A 19,073-nucleotide genomic window follows, 5' to 3' on the forward strand; every position below is an offset into this window, starting at 1 on the left:
TTCAACTTCTATGCTGCGCGGCATGTTGCTGAACGTCAATCTTAGAGGGCTGAATCGATGACGCTTGCCATGCTAAAAGCCGCTTTGCTGATCGGGGTTGGGGCCACCGTGATCATGGACCTGTGGGGGATGTTGCTGCGGCGCTTGGGTATCCCTACCTTGAATTTCGCCATGGTGGGGCGCTGGGCGGGCCATGTGATGAAGGGGCGGGTGCGCCACGACGCTATCGCCAAGGCCGGACCGGTTGCGAACGAACTGGCCTTGGGGTGGGTTATCCACTACGTGATCGGTGTGTTGTTTGCCGTGATGCTGGTGGGGATGGTCGGGGAGGGCTGGCTGAGTGCCCCGACGCTTTGGCCTGCGCTGGTTTGGGGTGTGGCGACGGTGGTGGCGCCGCTGTGCTTCATGCAGCCGGTGATGGGGGCGGGGTTCTTTGCCTCGCGGACGCCGACACCTGGGCGTAACTGCCTGAAGAGTCTGGTGACCCATACGGTGTTTGGGGTTGGGTTGTTTTTGAGTGCGGCTTTGGTGGCGATTGATTGAAGGCTGCCAGGGGTAGGGGCCTGGATATTGGTAGGGCTGGCGTATGGCGTGGGTCTTGTGTGTTCGTTGAGATCGAGCGCCGCCCGCGCGGCGCTTCGCAGCACAAGGCTGCTCCCACATTTGTTTCGGGCCAATTATTCCTGGGGTATTAGCGCGCGACCCCTTGGCGCCCGCCTCAATATCGTGTCGTACAAACAAGGCGGTCGCGCGCGCTGGCACAGGCGTGACTGGCCCGAAACAGATGTGGGAGCAGCCTTGTGCTGCGAAGCGCCGCGCGGGCGGCGCTCGATCTCGAAGGCGCCATAGCGCTTCCGGCGGACACCTGTCAGCCCCAGCGCGCTCTAAAACCAGGACGGTTCCTACACCTATCTAGGCGGTTTCCTGCTGCATTTGTAAGGCTTGCAGAAATATCCTACGCATCCCGTCGACTCCCGTCTGATTGTCCTTGGAAACCCCACCCAATAGGCTTTTGCGGTCGCTGTCGGTTCAGCGATCGGGTGTGGAAGCCCGGGAACGACTTGGAGCAGTTGTCTGTTATGGCAGCTGTGCGCGGGAGGTACTCGTACCTGCCGGGTTTTCCATGTGCCTGGTCTTCCACCCCGCGTACAGTTGTCACCCTAATGCGTGGAAGCAAAAGGGTGCAGCTCAGGTCACATGGAGCTTGCATGAAAAAAATCGTCCCCGACCCACCCCATACCTTCGACCTTCCCCCCGGCAAATCCCTTTCCCGCGCCATCAGCGAAGGCGTCGTGCCAATAGAGTTCGCGCTGATGAATGTCTCCCACTACCTAATGTTCGCCTACAGCGACAGCCGCCGAGCACTTGAGCGCATCCAAGAGGAAGAAACGCGACAGCTACTGGAGCATGGGCTGCGCGCCATGCAAATCGCCTGGGGTCAGGCTGATGCCGTGACATTGGCTGTCGAAGGCCAGAAGTAGCGGGGTCTGCCCACAGTCAGCGGGCTGCTTTAAACAGCGATGTTTAATGCAGGCGAAATTTCTCAGAGCAGCCCCACGTGTCGGTAGGACGCCTCCTGCATCCAGGCGCAATCCATGTCATTACAGTAATGCATGCCGCAACAAGGGAGAGCAGGCATGAAAATGAGCAAGCGGGATTTGGTCGCCGGTGTTCTGGTGACAGTCCTATGGGGCTGTAACTTTTCTGTCATCGAACTAGGCTTGAGAAGCCTGGATCCTTACCTTCTGACGCTGTTGCGTTTCGTGTTCTGCGCTATGCCTCTGGTGTTCTTCGTCAAGCGCCCGGCAGGCATTTCATATGGGGTGCTGGCCCTATACGGTGTGATGTTCGGCGCCGGCTTGTGGTGGGTTGTCAATTTCGCAATGTACCAAGGCTTGTCCCCCGGCATGTCATCGGTGTTTCTGCAGTTCAGTGCCTTTTTCACGATCCTCCTCAGCAGCCTCCTTCTGGGCGAGCGAGTCAGTGGAGTCCATCTGTGCGGCATGGCCTCAGCCGCCTGCGGTCTGATAATGATCTTGGCATTAGGCGGTGAGTCGTCGACGGTTACCGGTGTTCTACTCGTACTTATCGCTGCCCTGGCCTGGTCGCTGTGCAACCTGGTGGTCAAGCTCAAACGCCCGGCCGACATGGTCGCGTTCATTATCTGGTCGAGCCTTTTTTCGGTCCCGGCGATATTCGTTTTGTCAGTGGCAGCCAATGGCTGGGCCTCATTCGCAGTGCTTGCCGGTGGTATAGCGTGGGAAGCCTTGTTCTCTGTGCTGTTCCAGAGCTACATCACAACCATCCTGGGCTACCTGGTATGGAACAACTTGATGAAGAAATACCCGGCTGCCCAGGTCGCACCGCTCTCGCTGCTCGTGCCTGTATCGGGGCTGGTTGCTTCCTACCTGTTTTTTGGCGAGCAGATGAGCATTGCCAAAGCGATAGCGATTGGCTTCGTCTTGCTGGGCATCTTGATCTTCGTCAACGCCCACAACCTGCAGCGGATCATGAGGGGCAGAGGCTTGACGGAATAGCGCAGTGCACGCCCTCTTCGCAGCACACGCCTGCTCCCCAAATTGTGCGAAACGTCTCTATTTAGGGCGTCCGCGCTGCGGCATTCCCAGCATACCCCGCACCCCCATACCGCTGGCTGATCCGCTCAATCTCCCCGGACTGCTTCATGCGCACCAGTGCCCTGAGCACCCCTTGCGTCGGTACCCCAGGGTCAGTGCGCACCATGCATCCCAAGTCCTGCTCTTCCAGCACTGCCAGCGTTTGCAGCTGTTGCCCCGCCGGCAAGCCCTGGTTGAACCACTGCAACGACAACTCGTTGCTCACCGCATGCAGATACCGCCCCGCGTGCAGCTTCTGCAGGGCCAGCAGTTGGCTGCGGCTGTCTTCGCGGTGCAATCGGCCCTGCTCGAACAAGGGTTGCAGGGTGCCGTAGGCATAGCCCAGCACAGTGCCGATGGCTTGCGGCGCCAGTTGCTCTGGGCGGGTAGGGTTGCTTGCATCAGCGCCGCCAACCAATACGTCGCGCTGGTGGATCACGGGGATGCTCCAGACAAAATTGCCCGGCCGATCCTGAAACCACTGGGTGCTGACATAGCAGCGCACGTCGATATCGCCGCTTTCCATGGCCTCCTGCAGGCGCAGGCGTGCCAGTACGTGATACTCCGGTCGTACACCCACTTCCCGGGCAATGGCCTGCATCAGGTCGAACAGCAAACCTTCCACCGGTTGATCGCCTTCGACACGCATCAGCGGCATGCTCCAGCTCTCGGCGACGGAAAAACGCAGCACGGGTGGGTCGGCCAGGCTGTGGGTGGTCCACAGCAATAGCAGGGGCAACAGTCTTCGCAAGGCACATCCTCCCTGGATAGCGCGCCAGTTTCATAGCTTAGACCAGTCGCGCAGGGTGCAATTTCGGCCCCGCTCCGCTAGCATTAGCGATCTTCCGCTCGATCAGGCTACGATGGTTTTTCGATGAGTTATCAGGTTCTTGCACGAAAATGGCGTCCGCGCTCGTTCCGCGAAATGGTCGGCCAGGCCCATGTGCTCAAGGCCTTGATCAATGCCTTGGACAACCAGCGCCTGCACCATGCCTACCTGTTTACCGGCACCCGCGGTGTGGGCAAGACTACCATCGCCCGCATTATCGCCAAATGCCTGAACTGCGAAACCGGCATCACCTCGACGCCCTGTGGCACCTGCTCGGTGTGCCGGGAAATCGACGAGGGCCGCTTCGTCGACCTGATCGAGATCGACGCCGCCAGCCGCACCAAGGTCGAAGACACTCGCGAGCTGTTGGATAACGTGCAATATGCCCCGAGCCGTGGGCGCTTCAAGGTCTATTTGATCGACGAAGTGCACATGCTCTCGACCCACTCGTTCAACGCCTTGCTCAAGACGCTGGAAGAGCCGCCGCCCTACGTCAAGTTCATCCTCGCCACCACCGACCCGCAGAAGCTGCCAGCGACCATCCTGTCGCGCTGCCTGCAGTTCTCGCTGAAGAACATGAGCCCGGAGCGGGTAGTCGAGCACCTCAGCCATGTGCTGACCGCCGAAAACGTGCCGTTCGAGCCAGATGCCCTATGGCTGCTGGGCCGCGCCGCCGACGGTTCGATGCGCGATGCCATGAGCTTGACTGACCAGGCCATCGCGTTTGGTGAAGGCAAGGTGCTGGCGGCCGATGTGCGGGCCATGCTCGGTAGCCTCGACCATGGGCAGGTTTATGGCGTGCTGCAGGCGCTGCTAGAAGGCGATGCCCGCGCGCTGCTGGAGGCTGTGCGCAACCTTGCCGAGCAAGGGCCGGACTGGAGTGGCGTGCTGGCCGAAATGCTCAACGTGCTGCACCGTGTCGCCATTGCCCAGGCTCTGCCGGAGGCGGTGGACAACGGCCAGGGCGACCGCGATCGCGTGTTGGCGCTGGCCTCGGCATTGCCGGCCGAGGACGTGCAGTTCTATTACCAGATGGGCCTGATTGGCCGCCGCGACCTGCCCTTGGCGCCGGACCCGCGGGGTGGCTTCGAGATGGTCCTGTTGCGCATGCTGGCGTTCCGCCCGGCCGACACCGATGACGCGCCGAAGCCGGTGCTAAAGCCGGTGGGGATCAGCCAAGCCACAGCTGATCCTGCAACACCGGTGGCAGCTGCGGGAGTGGCCCATCAGCCAGCCGCAGCGCCCGTGGCGCCGGTTGTCGCGCAAGCGGTGGAGGTGCCGACCCCTGTAGTACCGGCCGTAGAGCCGACGCCTGCCGTTACCCAGCCAGCGCCAGTTGAACCTGCTGCGCCGGCACCCGCACCTGTCGAGGATGTCATCGACCTGCCTTGGGAAGAGCCTGTAGCGCCCCCCGTGCCGGTTGCCGCCTCGCCGGTGCCTGTGGCTGAGCCAACACCTGAGCCAACACCCGCGCCCCAGCCAGCCATGGCCGAGCCGCAGCGCGAGCAGCCGGCCTACGACGAGCCGCCGTTCGACCCGTCGGCCTATGCGGCAGCGGGCATGGACCGCGACGACGAACCGCCAGCGGACGAAGATTACTACGTAGGTGACAGCGACCCCGTCGGGTTCAGTTACCTCGATGAACTGGCCGAGCACGTCCAGGAAGAGCAGCCCAAACCTGCTGCCGAACCGCTGCCAGCCGCCCAGCCGGCTACCGGCCTGGCCCTGCAATGGCTGGAATTATTCCCACAGTTGCCTGTCTCCGGTATGACAGGCAACATCGCCGCAAACTGTACGCTGATTGCCGCCGACGGCGACGACTGGCTGTTGCACCTGGACCCAGGCCAGGGCGCACTGTTCAACGCCACCCAGCAGCGGCGCTTGAACGACGCGCTCAATCAGCACCTGGGGCGCACCCTGAACCTGCGTATCGAGCTGATACGCCCTGAGCAGGAAACGCCAGCCCAGGCCGCCTCGCGCAAGCGTGCCGAGCGCCAGCAGGACGCCGTGGTGTCGATCGAGCAGGATCCGTTGATCCAGCAGATGATCAAGCAGTTCGGTGCCAAGGTGCGACAGGATACTATTGAGCCTGTAGAGGCCCTGGCCAATCAGGGCCAGTAACGGATAACCATGCGGCTGGCCCGGTGCCGGGCCGCATCACATGACCCAATCGAGGTATACCCCCATGATGAAAGGTGGCATGGCCGGCCTGATGAAGCAGGCCCAGCAGATGCAGGAAAAAATGGCCAAGATGCAAGAAGAACTGGCCAACGCCGAAGTGACCGGCCAATCCGGTGGCGGCCTGGTGAGCGTGGTGATGACCGGTCGTCACGACGTTAAGCGCGTCAGCATCGATCAAAGCCTGATGTCGACCGATGAAGACGACAAGGAAGTGCTTGAAGACCTGATCGCTGCCGCACTGAACGATGCGGTCCGTAAGGTCGAGCAGAGCAGCCAGGAAAAAATGGGCGGCATGACCGCTGGCATGCAGTTGCCGCCAGGCTTCAAAATGCCGTTCTGATACACCTTTTGCGTCAAATGGGGAGCAACGGCCTTGGGGCCGTTGCTCCCTTGTTCATTCTGTTCCCCCGACTTGCAGGCCTGCCTACATGAGCTTCAGCCCCCTGATCCGCCAACTGATCGATGCCTTGCGCACCCTGCCGGGTGTCGGCCAGAAAACCGCCCAGCGCATGGCCCTGCAGCTGCTTGAGCGTGACCGCAGCGGCGGCCTGCGGTTGGCTCAGGCGTTGACCCAGGCCATGGAAGGGGTTGGCCATTGCCGTCAGTGCCGCACCCTGACCGAGCAGGAACTGTGCCCGCAGTGCGCCGACCCGCGCCGTGACGACACGCAGTTGTGTGTGGTCGAGGGGCCGGTGGATGTGTATGCGGTGGAGCAGACCGGCTACCGCGGCCGCTATTTCGTGCTCAAGGGGCATCTGTCGCCGCTCGATGGCCTGGGGCCTGAGGCGATTGGCGTGCCGCAGCTGATGGCGCGAATCGAGGAGCAGGGCACCTTTACCGAGGTGATCCTGGCGACTAACCCGACGGTGGAAGGGGAGGCGACGGCGCATTACATCGCGCAGTTGCTGAACGAGAAAGGCCTGGTGGCGTCGCGCATTGCCCACGGTGTGCCGCTGGGTGGCGAGCTGGAGCTGGTGGATGGCGGGACATTGGCCCATGCCTTTGCCGGGCGCCGGCCGATCTCGCTCTAAAAACCTAACGAGCGGTCTGTAGGAGCAGCCTTGTGCTGCGAAGAGGCCGGTAATGGCAACGAAAATCGCTCCCGTTGTCACTGGCCTCTTCGCAGCGCAAGGCTGCTCCTACAAAAAGCGATGGCTGCAATGCACTCAGTATTCGCTGAGGGAAAACTCGGTCAGGCAGAAGGTCGGCACACCCGCAGCCTGCAGCCGGCGCGAACCGTCCAGCTCCGGCAGGTCAATGATCGCTGCCGCTTCAAATACCTGAGCCCCGGTACGACGCACCAGGTTGGCTGCCGCCAGCAGGGTGCCGCCAGTGGCAATCAGGTCATCGAAAATCAACACCGAGTCGCCTTCGCACAGGCTGTCGGCATGCACTTCGAGGAAGGCCTCGCCGTACTCGGTCTGATAACCCTCGCTCAGCACGTCAGCCGGCAGCTTGCCCTGTTTGCGGAACAGGATCAGCGGCTTGTTCAGCTGGTGGGCGATGATCGAGCCGATCAGGAAACCGCGCGCGTCCATGGCGCCGATGTGGCTGAACTCAGCCTCGACATAACGCTCGATGAACTGGTCGGCGACATAGCGCAGCCCGCGTGGGGATTGGAACAGCGGGGTGATGTCGCGAAAGATCACACCCGGTTTGGGGAAGTCCACTACCGGGCGGATCAGGGCTTTGAGGTCGAAGGCTTCGCTATGCATTGTTGCGGGTATCCTGGAAAAACGATGGCGCCAGTATACCCGTTAACAAAAGCTCAGGCCTCTATTGCACCGCCGGCCAGCGCGCACAACTGAATCGGGTCGAGGATATGCACTTCCTTGCCTTCGGCGCGAATCAGGCCGTTTTGCTGGAAGCGGGTGAAGACCCGCGACACGGTTTCCACCGCCAGGCCCAGGTAATTGCCGATTTCGTTGCGTGACATGCTCAGGCGGAACTGGTTGGCCGAGTAGCCACGTGCGCGGAAGCGTGCGGACAGGTTGACCAGGAAGGTGGCAATGCGTTCGTCGGCGGTTTTCTTCGATAACAGCAGCATCATTTGCTGATCGTCGCGGATCTCGCGGCTCATCACACGCATCAACTGACGACGCAACTGCGGCAATTGCACCGAGAGTTCGTCGAGGCGTTCGAAGGGGATTTCGCACACCGACGTGGTCTCTTGAGCCTGGGCCGACACCGGGTAGGCTTCGGTGTCCATGCCGGACAGGCCGACCAGTTCGCTGGGCAGGTGGAAGCCGGTGATCTGCTCTTCGCCGCTGTCGCTGAGGCTGAAGGTTTTGAGAGCGCCGGAACGTACTGCGTAGACCGAGCCGAAATTGTCACCCTGGCGGAACAGGAACTCGCCTTTCTTCAGCGGCCGTCCACGTTTGACGATTTCATCCAGTGCTTCCATGTCTTCCAGGTTCAGCGAAAGAGGCAGGCACAGGGGGGCCAGGCTGCAATCCTTGCAATGGGCCTGGGTATGTGGGCGCAGTTTAACTGGCTCGGACATTTTCAATCGATCCTTGTGGGAAAGCACACATAAGACGTAAGGGTAACTCACGGCGTAGGTTGTAGGCCAGCGTGCGCTATTGTGGTGCGTGCTGGCGAAGCCTCGGCGGGTGCGCGCCGAGGCCTTTCGTGTACCCATAGTGTGCCGCACAAGCCCACTTGTCCATGCGGTCGAACGACTCGCTTTTCAGATGACCCGTGAGAAGCGCTGGCGGTTTTGCATCGCCAGGTAGGCGTCGAACACCATGCACACCGAGCGCGCCAACAGGCGGCCGGCGGGCAGGATGCGGATGCCCTTGTCGTCCAGGCTGATCAGGCCATCACGCTGCAAGGTCAGCAGTTCTGGCCAAAGGTCGTTGAAGTAGCCGCGGAAATCGATGGTAAAGGCCTGTTCGATCGGCTCGTAGTCCAGTTCGAAATGGCAGATCAACTGCTGGATCACTGCCCGGCGCAGGCGATCGTCGTGGTTGCACAGCAGGCCGCGCTGGGTGGCCAGTTGGGCGTTGGAGAGGCTGTCCTGGTAGGTGTTGAGGTCGCTGCTGTTCTGGCAATAGAGGTCGCCGATCTGGCTGATGGCAGACACCCCCAGGCCGACCAGGTCGCAATGACCGTGGGTGGTGTAGCCCTGGAAGTTGCGTTGCAGGGTGCCTTCTTCCTGGGCCATGGCCAGCTCATCGTCGGGCAGGGCGAAGTGGTCCATGCCGATGTAGCGGTAACCGGCGGCGGTCAGCTGGTCGATGGTGGCATGCAGCATTTCGAGCTTGGCTGACGGGCTCGGCAGGTCATTGTTGTCGATGCGTCGCTGAGGCATGAAACGCTCGGGCAAGTGGGCGTAGTTGAACACCGATAAACGGTCGGGTTGCAGGCGGATCACCTCTTCGACCGTGCGGGCAAAGCCTTCCGGGGTCTGCTTGGGCAGGCCGTAGATCAAGTCCAGGTTGATCGAGCGGAATTGCAGGGTACGCGCTGCCTCGATCAGGGTGCGGGTCTGCTCCAGGCTCTGCAGGCGGTTGACCGCCCGCTGCACGGCCGGGTCCAGGTCCTGCACGCCCAGGCTGACACGGTTGAAGCCCAGATCGCGGAGCAGGCCCATGGTCGACCAGTCGGCTTCGCGTGGGTCGATTTCGATGCCGTAATCGCCGGAATCATCGTCCAGCAGGTTGAAATGCTGGCGCAGGGTGGCCATAAGCTGGCGCAGTTCCACGGGGCTGAGGAAGGTGGGCGTGCCGCCACCGAAGTGCAGTTGCTCGACCCGTTGCTTGGGGTCCAGGTGGCAGGCGATCAGCTGGATTTCCTGCTCCAGGCGTTGCAGGTAGGGCGCAGCGCGGCCACGGTCCTTGGTGATGACTTTGTTGCAGGCGCAGTAGTAGCAGATGTTGGCGCAGAACGGCACGTGCACGTACAGCGACAACGGGCGCACCGCCCGGCGGCTCTCGCGCAGGGCGTGGAGCAGGTCGAACGAGCCCACTTCGCTGTGCAGTTGCACGGCGGTCGGGTAGGAGGTGTAGCGTGGTCCGGCCAGGTCGTAGCGGCGGATCAGGTCGGTGTCCCAACGTAGGTCGTCGAGCATGTGGGCGGTCCCCGGATAGAGCGAGCAGTGTCCGGAGTCTATGGCCGTCTGTAGGAATCTGTGTTGATTTGTATCAAGAGCCTTTAGGGCTGCACAGCAGCCCGCTTCAATGCCCCATCAACCAATGCTGGTGTGGCCCAGGCAGCGTCCACAGGCCAAACAGGATGACCAGCAACCCGCCCGCCATGCGCACGCTGCGCCGTCGCAACAGGCTGCTGACCCGCTCCGCCGCCAAGCCCGTGGCCAGCAATACCGGCCAGGTGCCCAGCCCGAAGGCCAGCATCAACGCCGCGCTGTACCCCGCATTCCCTTGGCTCGCAGCCCACAACAACGTGCTGTACACCAGCCCGCACGGCAACCAGCCCCACAAGGCCCCTAGCAACAGGGCGCGCGGCAGGCTCGACACCGGCAGCAAGCGCGAGGCGACTGGCTGGATATGCCGCCACAGCCCTCGGCCCAGGGCCTCGATACGGGTCAACCCGCTCCACCAGCCGGCCAGGTACAGCCCCATGGCAATCAATAGCAATGCAGCTACCACCCGCAGCGCCAGGGCGGCCGGGCTGCTGGCCACGGCCCAGCCAGCCAGGCCTACCAGCAGGCCGGCGCAGGCATAGCTGAGAATGCGCCCGATGTTGTACGCCAACAGCAGCTGCAAGCGTCGGCCGCGTTGCTCGGGCGGGATGGCCAGGGTCAGCGCGCCCATCAGGCCGCCGCACATGCCCAGGCAGTGGCCGCCACCGAGCAGGCCAAGGATCAGCGCCGAGCCGAGCAGGGGCAGCAGGTCAGGCACGGGGTGGGGGGTCCTTGTCGTCTTCGGCCAGGCTGTCGTCCGGCTTGACCGCAGCCTGGTGGCGCGGGTCCTGGTCGTCGAACAGGATGCTGTGGGCAGGGCCTTCGAGGTCGTCGTACTGGCCGCTGTCCACGGCCCAGAAGAAGATGTACACGGCGACGCCGACAAGCAGCAGGGCGGCCGGGATCATGACATAGAGGGCTGGCATGGGCGGCTCCTGATCAGGCGGTGGCGGGTTGCGGGTGGCTGCTGGTGGCCGCCACGCCTGGCAGCCGGGTCAGTCGCAGGGCGTTGAGGACCACGATCAGCGAGCTCACCGACATGCCGATGGCCGCCCACACGGGGGTGATCCAGCCGAGCGCGGCAAACGGCAACATGAGGCCATTATACAGGGTCGCCCACAGCAGGTTCTCGAGGATGTTGCGGCGCGTGCGGCGGGCCAGGTCGAAGGCCTGTACCAGCGCCTGCAGGCGGTTGGACAGCAGCACCGCATCGGCGCTGGTCTTGGCCAGGTCAGTGGCGCTGCCCATGGCGATGCTGATGTCGGCGGCAGCCAGCACCGGCACGTCGTTGACCCCATCACCCAGCATCAGCACCTTGCGGCCAGCGGCTTGCAGCGCCTTGAGCCGGTCCAGCTTGTCGTCCGGGCGCAGGCCGCCGATGGCCTGGTCGATGCCCAGTTGCGCCGCCACTTCGGCGACCATCGGCGAGCTGTCACCCGACAGCAGCAGCGTCCGCCAGCCCCGCGCCTTGCAGGCGGCGAGCAGGGCCGGGGCGTCATCGCGCAGGCGGTCATCGAGGCCGAACCAGGCCAGCGGCCCTTGGCGATCACCCAGCAGCAGCCATTGGCCGCGTGGCTCGGGCACGCCGGGGATTTCTGCGCCACTCAGGGCGCACACGAACGTGGCCTGGCCGATACGCAGGCGTTGACCGTCAACCAGCCCCTCCAGGCCCAGGCCTGGCACGGTCTGCACTTCGTCGGCGGGCGCGGCGGTGCGGCCGAAAGCGCGTGCGATGGGGTGTTCGGAGCGGTTTTCCAGGGCGGCGGCCAGGGCCAGGCAACGGTCGGCGGCCAGGTCGCCCAGCGGGCGAATGTTGCGCAAGGTAAGGCGGCCTTCGGTGAGCGTGCCGGTCTTGTCGAAGATGACCGTGTCGATCTGGTTGAGCCCTTCGAGCACGTGGCCGCGGGTCACCAGCAGGCCGAGTTTGTGCAGGGTGCCGGTGGCGGCGGTAAGGGCCGTGGGCGTGGCCAGGGACAAGGCGCAAGGGCAGGTCGCCACCAGCATGGCCAGCACGATCCAGAAGGCGCGATCCGGGGCCAGGTGCCACCACCACAGGCCGATGGCCACGGCGGCTATCAAGGTAAACAGCAAGAACCACTGCGAAGCGCGGTCGGCGATCTCGGCCAGGCGCGGTTTTTCGGTCTGCGCGCGTTCCAGCAGGCGGACGATGGCCGACAGCCGCGAGTCGTGGCCGAGGGCTTCGACTTCCACGTTCAGGGTGCTCTCGACGTTCAGGGTGCCACCGGTGACCCGATCGCCGACGCGACGCGGTTGCGGCAGGTATTCGCCGGTCAGCAGTGACTCGTCGACGCTGGAGCGGCCTTCGACGATGCGCCCATCGGCGGGGATTACCGCGCCGGGCAGCACTTGCACCGTGTCGCCGCGCTGCAGTTCGCTGAGCAGGATGCGCTCGGCACGGCCGATGAGGTCCAGGCGCAGGCACGAGGCGGGCAGCAGGTTGACCAGTTGCGCGGTGGCCGCTGCAGTGCGCTCGCGGGCGCGCCGCTCAAGGTAGCGACCGGTCAGCAGGAACAGGGCGAACATGCCGACGGTATCGAAATACAGCTCGCCGCTGCCGCTGATCGCGGTCCAGATCCCGGCGCCGAACGCCAGGGCGATGGCCAGCGATACCGAGACGTCCATGGTCAGGTGGCGGGTGCGCAGGTCGCGCGCTGCGCCTTTGAAGAACGGCGCGCAGCTGTAGAACACGATCGGGATGGTCAGAAACAGCGCGACCCAGCGCAGGATGGTGTGCAGCTCGGGCGACAGGTCGATGTTGAATTCGGGCCAGGTGGCCATGGTTGCCATCATCGCCTGGAACCACAGCAGCCCGGCGACACCCAGGCGCCGCAAGGCGCTGCGGTTCTCCCGGGCCAGCTGTTCGGCGGCCTGGTCCGGTTGGTAGGGATGGGCGGCGTAGCCGATCTGGCGCAGCTCGGCGAGCAGGCGCGAGAGGGGCAGCTGGTGGTCGTCCCAGGCCAGCAGCAGGCGATGATTAGACAGGTTCAGGCGTGCTTCGGCGACCCCGGGCAGGTTGCGCAGGTGCTTTTCGATCAGCCAGCCGCAGGCGGCGCAACTGATGCCCTCGACCAGCAAGGTGGCTTCGGCCAGTTCGCCGGCGTGGCGGACGAAGGTTTGTTGCACGTCGCTGCGATCGTAGAGCGCCAGTTCATCCTGCAGTTGCCTGGGCAAGGCTTCGGGGTTGGCGCTGGTGTCACTGCGGTGTTGGTAATAGTGCTCCAGGCCCCCGGCGACGATGGACTCGGCCACTGCCTGGCAGCCTGGGCAGCAGAACTGCCGGGGCTCGCCGAGGACCACGGCGGTGAAGCGATTGCCGGCGGGGACGGGCAGGGCGCAGTGGTAGCAGGGGGTGGGTTGGGTCATTGGGCTGTTGCCTTACACAAATCAGCTGGTTTGCATCGAACCCTGTGGGAGCGGGTTCACCCGCGAATGCGATAGATCAGGCAGTGGTGATTACAGGTCTGACGCATTCGCGGGTAAACCCGCTCCCACAGGGGCAGTGGTGTCGCGATTATTTGTGTTCTGCGCCTAGCAACGCTTCATCGCCCAGCTGCAGGGTCACACCATGCTCCACCTTTTCTTCCTCGAACAACCGCCACACCTGCCCTTGCTGGCTGCCCAGCAACTCGACGAAGCGCCGCCCTTCGACCTTGTCGTCCAGTTGCCCGACATAGCGCCCAGCCTCGGCACGGGTTAGCGCCACCTTGCGGTCTTTGTCCGGCTGGGTGGGCGAGATCAGGTTCAGTTCCAGCGTTTGCGGGTCGCTGTCGCCCGTCAGGCGCAGGTCGACTTCGCCGGTCAGCTCATCCAAATGCACGCTGGCCTTGAGGTTCAAGGTCTGGGCCAGCAGCTCACGGTCCAGCGAGCGGTTGATGCCCTTGCCGGCCTCGTAGTAGTTGTCGTTGACCAGGTTGTCCGGGTTGCGCACGGCGATGCTGACCATGGTCAGGCTCAGGCACACCGAGGTGGTGAGGATACCGATGATGATCCAGGGCCAGAGGTGCTTGTACCAAGGGCTGGCGGCGGTGGCGGCAGGCATTGTCGATAATCTCTCTCAGCGGATCTGTGGGCCGATGAAGCGGCTCTTGGCTTCAACCTGGGCGTCGCTGTCATCGGCGCTCTTGAGGATGAAGGTGATTTCGTTGGTGGTCGATGGCAGTTTCTCGGGCGCTATCGACAGCTGCACGGGCAGGCTGACGATGTCACCGGCCGCCACGCGGATCTCGCGCTGGCCTTCGAGCTTGAGGTCCGGCAGGCCGGCGGCATCGAGCACGTAGACGTGGTCGCGTTGGTCTTTGTTCATGACCTTGAGGCTGTAGACGTTCTCGATCCGGCCCTGGGCGTTTTCGCGGTACAGCACGCGGTCCTTGCTGACGTCGAAGCCGACCAGCGAGCGGGTGGCGAAGGCGGTGGCCAGGGCGCCGATCATGACCAGCAGCACCAGCGCATAGCCGATCAGCCGAGGGCGCAGCATGTGGGTTTTCTGCCCGGACAGGTTGTGCTCGGTGGTGTAGCTGATCAGCCCTTTGGGGTAGTTCATCTTGTCCATGATGGTGTCGCAGGCGTCGATGCACGCGGCGCAGCCGATACACTCGATCTGCAGGCCGTCGCGGATGTCGATGCCGGTGGGGCAGACTTGCACGCACATGGTGCAGTCAATGCAGTCGCCCAGGCCTTGGGCCTTGTAGTCGATGTCTTTTTTACGCGGGCCACGGGTTTCGCCACGGCGCGGGTCGTAGGACACGATCAGCGTGTCCTTGTCGAACATCACGCTCTGGAAGCGTGCATAGGGGCACATGTACACGCACACCTGCTCGCGCAGCCAACCGGCGTTGCCATAGGTGGCGAGGGTGAAGAAACCGACCCAGAAGTAGGCCCAGCCATCGGCTTGGCCGGTGAAGAATTCGATGGCCAGCTCACGGATCGGCGAGAAGTAACCGACAAAGGTCATGCCGGTGACGAAACCGATCAGCAGCCACAGGCTGTGCTTGGCGAATTTGCGCAGGAACTTGTTGCCGTTCATGGGGGCGCGGTCGAGCTTCATGCGCTGGTTGCGATCACCCTCGGTGACTTTTTCGCACCACATGAAAATCCACGTCCACACGCTTTGCGGGCAGGTATAGCCGCACCACACCCGGCCGGCATACACGGTGACGAAGAACAGGCCGAACGCGGCGACGATGAGGATGCCTGACAGGAGGATGAAGTCCTGGGGCCAGATGGTGGCGCCGAAGATGTAGAACTTGCGCTCGGGCAGGTTCCACCAGACGGCCTGGTGACCGCCCCAGTTCAGCCACACGGTGCCGAAGTAGAGCAGGAACAGTACTGCACCGCCCACCATGCGCAGGCGGCGGAACACGCCTGTGAAGGCGCGGGTGTAGATTTTCTCGCGGGAGGCGTAGAGGTCGACGGAATCCTTCCCTTTGTTGGCAGGCGGGGTGACGTCATGTACCGGAATTTGCTTGCTCATCATCAAGTCCCACGGCAGTGGAGAAATGCCGCGGCCAGTGCATGCCGGCCGCAGTCTCGCGCAATCTGCTAGCGCTCTGCGACCCATGATACGCCTGTGATGGCACCCAGGGGTTGCACTGCGACCTTTAGTCGCGTTGGGTTCGTGGTATGAATCGTGATATGGCGGGTGTCAATTGATCCAGGTCATCTTGTGCTGGATTCTTCGCGGGTAAACCCGCTCCCACAGGGACCCCGCTGCCCTCAGGCTCGGCGAGATACCTGTGGGAGCGGGTTTACCCGCGAAGAGGCCGGACCTGCTTACTCAGCCTTTTGAGGCTCCTGCTCCTGATGCGACAGGCTGTACACATACGCCGCCAGCAAATGCACCTTGTCGTTGCCCTGCAGTTGTTCCTGCGCCGGCATCTGCCCTTGGCGGCCGTAGCGAATGGTCTGCTGAAGTTGGGCAAAGCTCGAGCCGTAGATAAACGCCTGCGGATGGGTCAGGTTTGGTGCACCCATGGCTGGCGTACCCTTGCCCTCTGGCCCGTGGCAGGCCACGCAGTTGGCGGCGAAGATCTTCTGCCCGTTTTCGGCATCGGCCTTGGCGCCTTCCGGCAGGGTGCGGCCATCGAGCTTGCTGACCACAAAGGCTGCCACATCGGCAACGCCTTGCTCGCCGATCACCTCGGACCAGGCCGGCATCACGCCGTGGCGACCGCCCATGATGGTAGTCTTGATGGTTTCCGGCTCACCGCCCCAACGCCAGTCGTTGTCGGTCAGGTTGGGGAAACCGTAGGCGCCCTTGGCGTCGGAGCCGTGGCACACCGAGCAGTTGGAAGCGAACAGCCGTGCGCCCATTTTCAAGGCCTGCGGGTCTTTGGCGACTTCCTCGATGGGCATCGCGGCGAACTTGGCGAAGATCGGCCCGAAGCGGGCATCGGCCTTGGCCATTTCCTTTTCCCACTCGTGCACGCCGGTCCAGCCTGGCTGGCCGTTGGCAAACTCGGTCTGCTTGTCGGTGTCCAGGTACGAATAGCCCGGCAGCATACCTTTCCAGTTACCCAGGCCTGGGTACAGCACCAGGTAGCCGAGGGCGAAGATGATGGTGCCGACGAACAGCCAGAACCACCATTTGGGCAGCGGGTTGTCATATTCCTCGATGCCATCGAAGGCATGCCCGACGGTCTCGTCGGTGACCTCTTCGCGCTGGCCCTTGCGGGTCGACAGCAGCAGCCAGGTCAGTGAGAAGATGGTGCCCAGGGTCAGGACGGTGACGTACAGACTCCAGAAGGTTGTCATTGTTTTTTGCTCCCAGAAGCTTTTGCTTGCGCTTGCTCGACGTGCCGGGTGGCTTCGGGATCATCCGCGAAGGGCAACCGGGTCGCCTCGTCGAACTCCTGCTTGCGCCGTGGGTTGAACACCCACAGCGCCAGGCCTACGAAGGCCACCATCACCACGACGGTGCCCAGGCCGCGAATCATCCCGATATCCATCAGCGTCACCGTTTGCTTTTGATGATGGTGCCAAGACCCTGCAGGTACGCGACGATGGCGTCCATCTCGGTCTTGCCCTTGACCGCGTCCCGCGCGCCGGCGATGTCGGCGTCGGTGTACGGCGTGCCGAGGGTCCGCAGGACTTCCATCTTCTTCGCGGTGTCCTTGCCGTCGAGTTTGTTCTCGACCAGCCATGGGTAGGACGGCATCTTCGATTCGGGCACCACGTTGCGCGGGTTGTACAGGTGCGCGCGGTGCCAGTCGTCCGAGTAGCGGCCGCCCACGCGGGCCAGGTCCGGGCCGGTGCGCTTGGAGCCCCACAGGAAGGGGTGGTCCCACACGCTTTCACCGGCGACCGAGTAATGGCCGTAGCGCTCGGTCTCGGCGCGGAACGGGCGGATCATCTGCGAGTGGCAGCCCACGCAGCCTTCGCGGATGTAGATGTCGCGGCCTTCAAGCTCCAGCGCGGTGCGCGGCTTCATGCCTTCAACGGGTTTGTTGGTGACGTCCTGGAAAAACAGCGGGACGATCTGGGTCAGGCCACCGACGCTGACGGCGATGACCATGAAGAAGGCCAGCAGGCCTATGTTCTTCTCGACGGCTTCATGCTTCATCAGTGCGCTCCCACGACGACGATCTTGGCGGCTTCATCTGCTTCAACCGGGTTGGCCGCGCGTACGGTGCGGAACACGTTGTAAGCCATCAGCAACATGCCCGAGGCGAAGAATGCACCGCCCAGCGCGCGGACGATGTAGCCCGGGTGGCTGGCCTGCAAGGCTTCGACGAAGGAGTAGGTGAGCGTGCCGTCATCGTTGATGGCGCGCCACATCAGGCCCTGGGTGATGCCGTTGACCCACATCGAGGCGATGTACAGCACGGTGCCGATGGTCGCCAGCCAGAAGTGCGCGTTGATCAAGCCGACGCTGTGCATCTGTGCCCGGCCATACAGCTTGGGAATCATGTGGTACACCGCGCCGATCGAGATCATCGCTACCCAACCAAGGGCGCCGGCGTGGACGTGGCCGATGGTCCAGTCGGTGTAGTGCGACAGCGAGTTCACGGTCTTGATGGCCATCATCGGGCCTTCGAAGGTGGACATGCCGTAGAACGCCAGCGATACCACGAGGAAGCGCAGGATCGGGTCGGTGCGCAATTTATGCCAGGCACCGGACAGGGTCATCATGCCGTTGATCATGCCACCCCAGCTTGGCGCCAGCAGGATGATCGACATCACCATGCCCAGCGACTGTGCCCAGTCGGGCAGGGCGGTGTAGTGCAGGTGGTGCGGGCCGGCCCAGATGTACAGGGTGATCAGCGCCCAGAAGTGCACGATCGACAGGCGATACGAGTAGATCGGCCGCTCGGCCTGTTTGGGCACGAAGTAGTACATCATCCCCAGGAAGCCGGTGGTGAGGAAGAAGCCCACGGCGTTGTGGCCGTACCACCACTGGATCATGGCGTCAGTGGCGCCGGAGTAGGCCGAGTACGACTTGAACAAACTGACCGGCAGCGAGATGTGGTTGACGATGTGCAGCATCGCGGTGACCACGATGAATGCGCCGTAGAACCAGTTGCCGACGTAGATGTGCTTAGTCTTGCGCTTGACGATGGTGCCGAAGAACACCAGCCCGTAGGTCACCCAGACAATGGCCAGCAGGATCGCCAGCGGCCATTCCAGCTCCGCGTATTCCTTGGTGGTGGTGTAGCCCATCGGCAGGGTGATCAGTGCGCCGACGATCACCGCTTGCCAACCCCAGAAGGTGAAGGCCGCCATGCTGTCGGAGATCAGCCGGGTCTGGCAGGTGCGCTGCACTACGTAGTAGCTGGTGCCGAACAACGCACAGCCGCCGAAGGCGAAGATCACCAGGTTGGTGTGCAACGGGCGCAGGCGGCCGAAGCTGGTCCAGGGCAGGTCCAGGTTCAGTTGCGGCCATACCAGTTGCGAGGCGATGAAAACGCCGAGGCCCATGCCAAGGATCCCCCAGACCACCGTCATGATGGCGAACTGGCGGACGACCTTATAGTTATAAGCAGTCGGACTGATTGCTGTGCTCATTCTAAGGTTCCACGGTTTTGATGTTCTTGTTGGTCGAAAAATCGGCGCCAGTATCGATAACCCCTCGGGTTACCGCAACGCAACTTTGGTACGCCGACCCGTGTCCAAGCCCGTCCACCTGTGTCCAGCGGTGTTGGGTTCGAACGATTGTACACAAATAAATATTTGTAATGTGTACCGTTTTTCATCTTTTTCTGATCGATCGGTCAGGCTTTTTTGTCGGACGGCACCAGGCTATGCGCCGCGTCTGCTTCGCTGGATTGGCAGCGAAGCCCACTGAGGC

The 19,073-nt window shown here is 62.9% G+C and carries 19 protein-coding genes; 6 read left to right on the forward strand and 13 right to left on the reverse strand.

The genetic code is table 11. From position 1 onward, the window contains the following. The first annotated feature begins 69 nt into the window (after positions 1-69). From GIB19_RS20415 to GIB19_RS20425, 3 genes are all read left to right on the forward strand, one after another. On the forward strand, positions 70-543 hold the full coding sequence (locus tag GIB19_RS20415) for a DUF2938 domain-containing protein (protein ID WP_446731402.1): 474 nt from the start codon (positions 70-72) through the stop codon (positions 541-543). 665 nt (positions 544-1,208) lie between these two features. Beyond that, positions 1,209-1,481, forward strand: coding sequence for a hypothetical protein (locus tag GIB19_RS20420; RefSeq protein WP_099428693.1), 273 nt, complete (start codon positions 1,209-1,211; stop codon positions 1,479-1,481). Between the two features lie 156 nt (positions 1,482-1,637). Beyond that, positions 1,638-2,537 (forward strand): EamA family transporter, encoded by a 900-nt coding sequence (locus GIB19_RS20425; protein WP_216642087.1) that lies wholly within the window; start codon positions 1,638-1,640, stop codon positions 2,535-2,537. A 61-nt stretch (positions 2,538-2,598) separates the two neighbouring features. On the opposite strand, the gene GIB19_RS20430 is transcribed toward GIB19_RS20425, so the two are convergent. Next, positions 2,599-3,366 carry a substrate-binding periplasmic protein gene (locus GIB19_RS20430; protein WP_085272540.1) on the reverse strand — a complete coding sequence of 256 codons (768 nt, stop codon included), beginning with the start codon at positions 3,364-3,366 and terminating at the stop codon, positions 2,599-2,601. Positions 3,367-3,489: 123 nt separating this feature from the next. Here GIB19_RS20430 and dnaX point away from each other — a divergent pair, with 123 nt between their 5' ends. The 3 genes from dnaX (at position 3,490) to recR (ending at position 6,656) form a co-directional block, all read left to right on the forward strand. Then, positions 3,490-5,565: a DNA polymerase III subunit gamma/tau gene (gene dnaX / locus GIB19_RS20435; RefSeq protein ID WP_274887819.1), complete on the forward strand. Its 2,076-nt coding sequence runs from the start codon at positions 3,490-3,492 to the stop codon at positions 5,563-5,565. A 64-nt stretch (positions 5,566-5,629) separates the two neighbouring features. After that, on the forward strand, positions 5,630-5,965 hold the full coding sequence (locus GIB19_RS20440; protein WP_008093501.1) for a YbaB/EbfC family nucleoid-associated protein: 336 nt from the start codon (positions 5,630-5,632) through the stop codon (positions 5,963-5,965). Positions 5,966-6,053: 88 nt separating this feature from the next. After that, a complete protein-coding gene (gene recR, locus GIB19_RS20445; protein ID WP_027592934.1) occupies positions 6,054-6,656 on the forward strand; it encodes a recombination mediator RecR in 603 nt (200 codons plus the stop codon). Positions 6,657-6,791: 135 nt separating this feature from the next. Here the strand turns inward: recR and GIB19_RS20450 are convergent, their stop codons facing one another. The 12 genes from GIB19_RS20450 to ccoN all read right to left on the reverse strand — a co-directional run bounded on the left by GIB19_RS20450 (position 6,792) and on the right by ccoN (position 18,790). Beyond that, positions 6,792-7,340, reverse strand: coding sequence for an adenine phosphoribosyltransferase (locus GIB19_RS20450; RefSeq protein WP_003254303.1), 549 nt, complete (start codon positions 7,338-7,340; stop codon positions 6,792-6,794). Between the two features lie 53 nt (positions 7,341-7,393). Further along, positions 7,394-8,128, reverse strand: coding sequence for a Crp/Fnr family transcriptional regulator FnrA (fnrA, locus tag GIB19_RS20455; RefSeq protein ID WP_027592933.1), 735 nt, complete (start codon positions 8,126-8,128; stop codon positions 7,394-7,396). 186 nt (positions 8,129-8,314) lie between these two features. After that, positions 8,315-9,697: an oxygen-independent coproporphyrinogen III oxidase gene (gene hemN, locus GIB19_RS20460; protein ID WP_274887822.1), complete on the reverse strand. Its 1,383-nt coding sequence runs from the start codon at positions 9,695-9,697 to the stop codon at positions 8,315-8,317. Positions 9,698-9,803: 106 nt separating this feature from the next. Continuing rightward, a complete protein-coding gene (locus tag GIB19_RS20465) occupies positions 9,804-10,487 on the reverse strand; it encodes a sulfite exporter TauE/SafE family protein (protein WP_099428696.1) in 684 nt (227 codons plus the stop codon). Next, a complete protein-coding gene (ccoS, locus tag GIB19_RS20470; protein ID WP_099428697.1) occupies positions 10,480-10,695 on the reverse strand; it encodes a cbb3-type cytochrome oxidase assembly protein CcoS in 216 nt (71 codons plus the stop codon). Before ccoS ends, GIB19_RS20465 begins: the two co-directional genes overlap by 8 nt. Before the next feature lie 13 nt (positions 10,696-10,708). After that, entirely contained in the window at positions 10,709-13,153 is a 2,445-nt protein-coding gene (locus GIB19_RS20475; protein WP_274887823.1) for a heavy metal translocating P-type ATPase, read from the reverse strand. Positions 13,154-13,301: 148 nt separating this feature from the next. Beyond that, a complete protein-coding gene (locus tag GIB19_RS20480) occupies positions 13,302-13,829 on the reverse strand; it encodes a FixH family protein (RefSeq protein WP_085272544.1) in 528 nt (175 codons plus the stop codon). Between the two features lie 15 nt (positions 13,830-13,844). Continuing rightward, complete coding sequence (gene ccoG, locus GIB19_RS20485; protein ID WP_085272545.1) at positions 13,845-15,260, reverse strand: cytochrome c oxidase accessory protein CcoG; 1,416 nt, start codon at positions 15,258-15,260, stop codon at positions 13,845-13,847. 299 nt (positions 15,261-15,559) lie between these two features. Beyond that, a complete protein-coding gene (gene ccoP / locus GIB19_RS20490) occupies positions 15,560-16,540 on the reverse strand; it encodes a cytochrome-c oxidase, cbb3-type subunit III (protein WP_027592926.1) in 981 nt (326 codons plus the stop codon). Continuing rightward, positions 16,537-16,734 (reverse strand): CcoQ/FixQ family Cbb3-type cytochrome c oxidase assembly chaperone, encoded by a 198-nt coding sequence (locus tag GIB19_RS20495; RefSeq protein WP_033699345.1) that lies wholly within the window; start codon positions 16,732-16,734, stop codon positions 16,537-16,539. Before GIB19_RS20495 ends, ccoP begins: the two co-directional genes overlap by 4 nt. 5 nt (positions 16,735-16,739) lie before the next feature. Then, on the reverse strand, positions 16,740-17,348 hold the full coding sequence (ccoO, locus tag GIB19_RS20500) for a cytochrome-c oxidase, cbb3-type subunit II (RefSeq protein WP_003254286.1): 609 nt from the start codon (positions 17,346-17,348) through the stop codon (positions 16,740-16,742). Beyond that, a complete protein-coding gene (gene ccoN / locus GIB19_RS20505) occupies positions 17,348-18,790 on the reverse strand; it encodes a cytochrome-c oxidase, cbb3-type subunit I (RefSeq protein WP_027592924.1) in 1,443 nt (480 codons plus the stop codon). The genes ccoO and ccoN overlap by 1 nt, the downstream gene beginning before the upstream one ends. Positions 18,791-19,073: the final 283 nt, after the last annotated feature.

The organism is Pseudomonas sp. ITEM 17296 (assembly GCF_028895205.1).
In the GTDB taxonomy this organism is placed as follows: domain Bacteria; phylum Pseudomonadota; class Gammaproteobacteria; order Pseudomonadales; family Pseudomonadaceae; genus Aquipseudomonas; species Aquipseudomonas kermanshahensis.

Excerpts from the sequence above, each read along its gene's own strand:
- GIB19_RS20415 (WP_446731402.1), top strand. The coding sequence starts at position 70 with ATGCTAAAAGCCGCTTTGCTGATCGGGGTTGGGGCCACCGTGATCATG.
- GIB19_RS20420 (WP_099428693.1), top strand. The coding sequence starts at position 1,209 with ATGAAAAAAATCGTCCCCGACCCACCCCATACCTTCGACCTTCCCCCC.
- GIB19_RS20425 (WP_216642087.1), top strand. The coding sequence starts at position 1,638 with ATGAAAATGAGCAAGCGGGATTTGGTCGCCGGTGTTCTGGTGACAGTC.
- dnaX (WP_274887819.1), top strand. The coding sequence starts at position 3,490 with ATGAGTTATCAGGTTCTTGCACGAAAATGGCGTCCGCGCTCGTTCCGC.
- GIB19_RS20440 (WP_008093501.1), top strand. The coding sequence starts at position 5,630 with ATGATGAAAGGTGGCATGGCCGGCCTGATGAAGCAGGCCCAGCAGATG.
- recR (WP_027592934.1), top strand. The coding sequence starts at position 6,054 with ATGAGCTTCAGCCCCCTGATCCGCCAACTGATCGATGCCTTGCGCACC.
- GIB19_RS20450 (WP_003254303.1), bottom strand. The coding sequence starts at position 7,340 with ATGCATAGCGAAGCCTTCGACCTCAAAGCCCTGATCCGCCCGGTAGTG.
- fnrA (WP_027592933.1), bottom strand. The coding sequence starts at position 8,128 with ATGTCCGAGCCAGTTAAACTGCGCCCACATACCCAGGCCCATTGCAAG.
- hemN (WP_274887822.1), bottom strand. The coding sequence starts at position 9,697 with ATGCTCGACGACCTACGTTGGGACACCGACCTGATCCGCCGCTACGAC.
- ccoS (WP_099428697.1), bottom strand. The coding sequence starts at position 10,695 with ATGCCAGCCCTCTATGTCATGATCCCGGCCGCCCTGCTGCTTGTCGGC.
- GIB19_RS20475 (WP_274887823.1), bottom strand. The coding sequence starts at position 13,153 with ATGACCCAACCCACCCCCTGCTACCACTGCGCCCTGCCCGTCCCCGCC.
- GIB19_RS20480 (WP_085272544.1), bottom strand. The coding sequence starts at position 13,829 with ATGCCTGCCGCCACCGCCGCCAGCCCTTGGTACAAGCACCTCTGGCCC.
- ccoG (WP_085272545.1), bottom strand. The coding sequence starts at position 15,260 with ATGAGCAAGCAAATTCCGGTACATGACGTCACCCCGCCTGCCAACAAA.
- ccoP (WP_027592926.1), bottom strand. The coding sequence starts at position 16,540 with ATGACAACCTTCTGGAGTCTGTACGTCACCGTCCTGACCCTGGGCACC.
- GIB19_RS20495 (WP_033699345.1), bottom strand. The coding sequence starts at position 16,734 with ATGGATATCGGGATGATTCGCGGCCTGGGCACCGTCGTGGTGATGGTG.
- ccoO (WP_003254286.1), bottom strand. The coding sequence starts at position 17,348 with ATGAAGCATGAAGCCGTCGAGAAGAACATAGGCCTGCTGGCCTTCTTC.
- ccoN (WP_027592924.1), bottom strand. The coding sequence starts at position 18,790 with ATGAGCACAGCAATCAGTCCGACTGCTTATAACTATAAGGTCGTCCGC.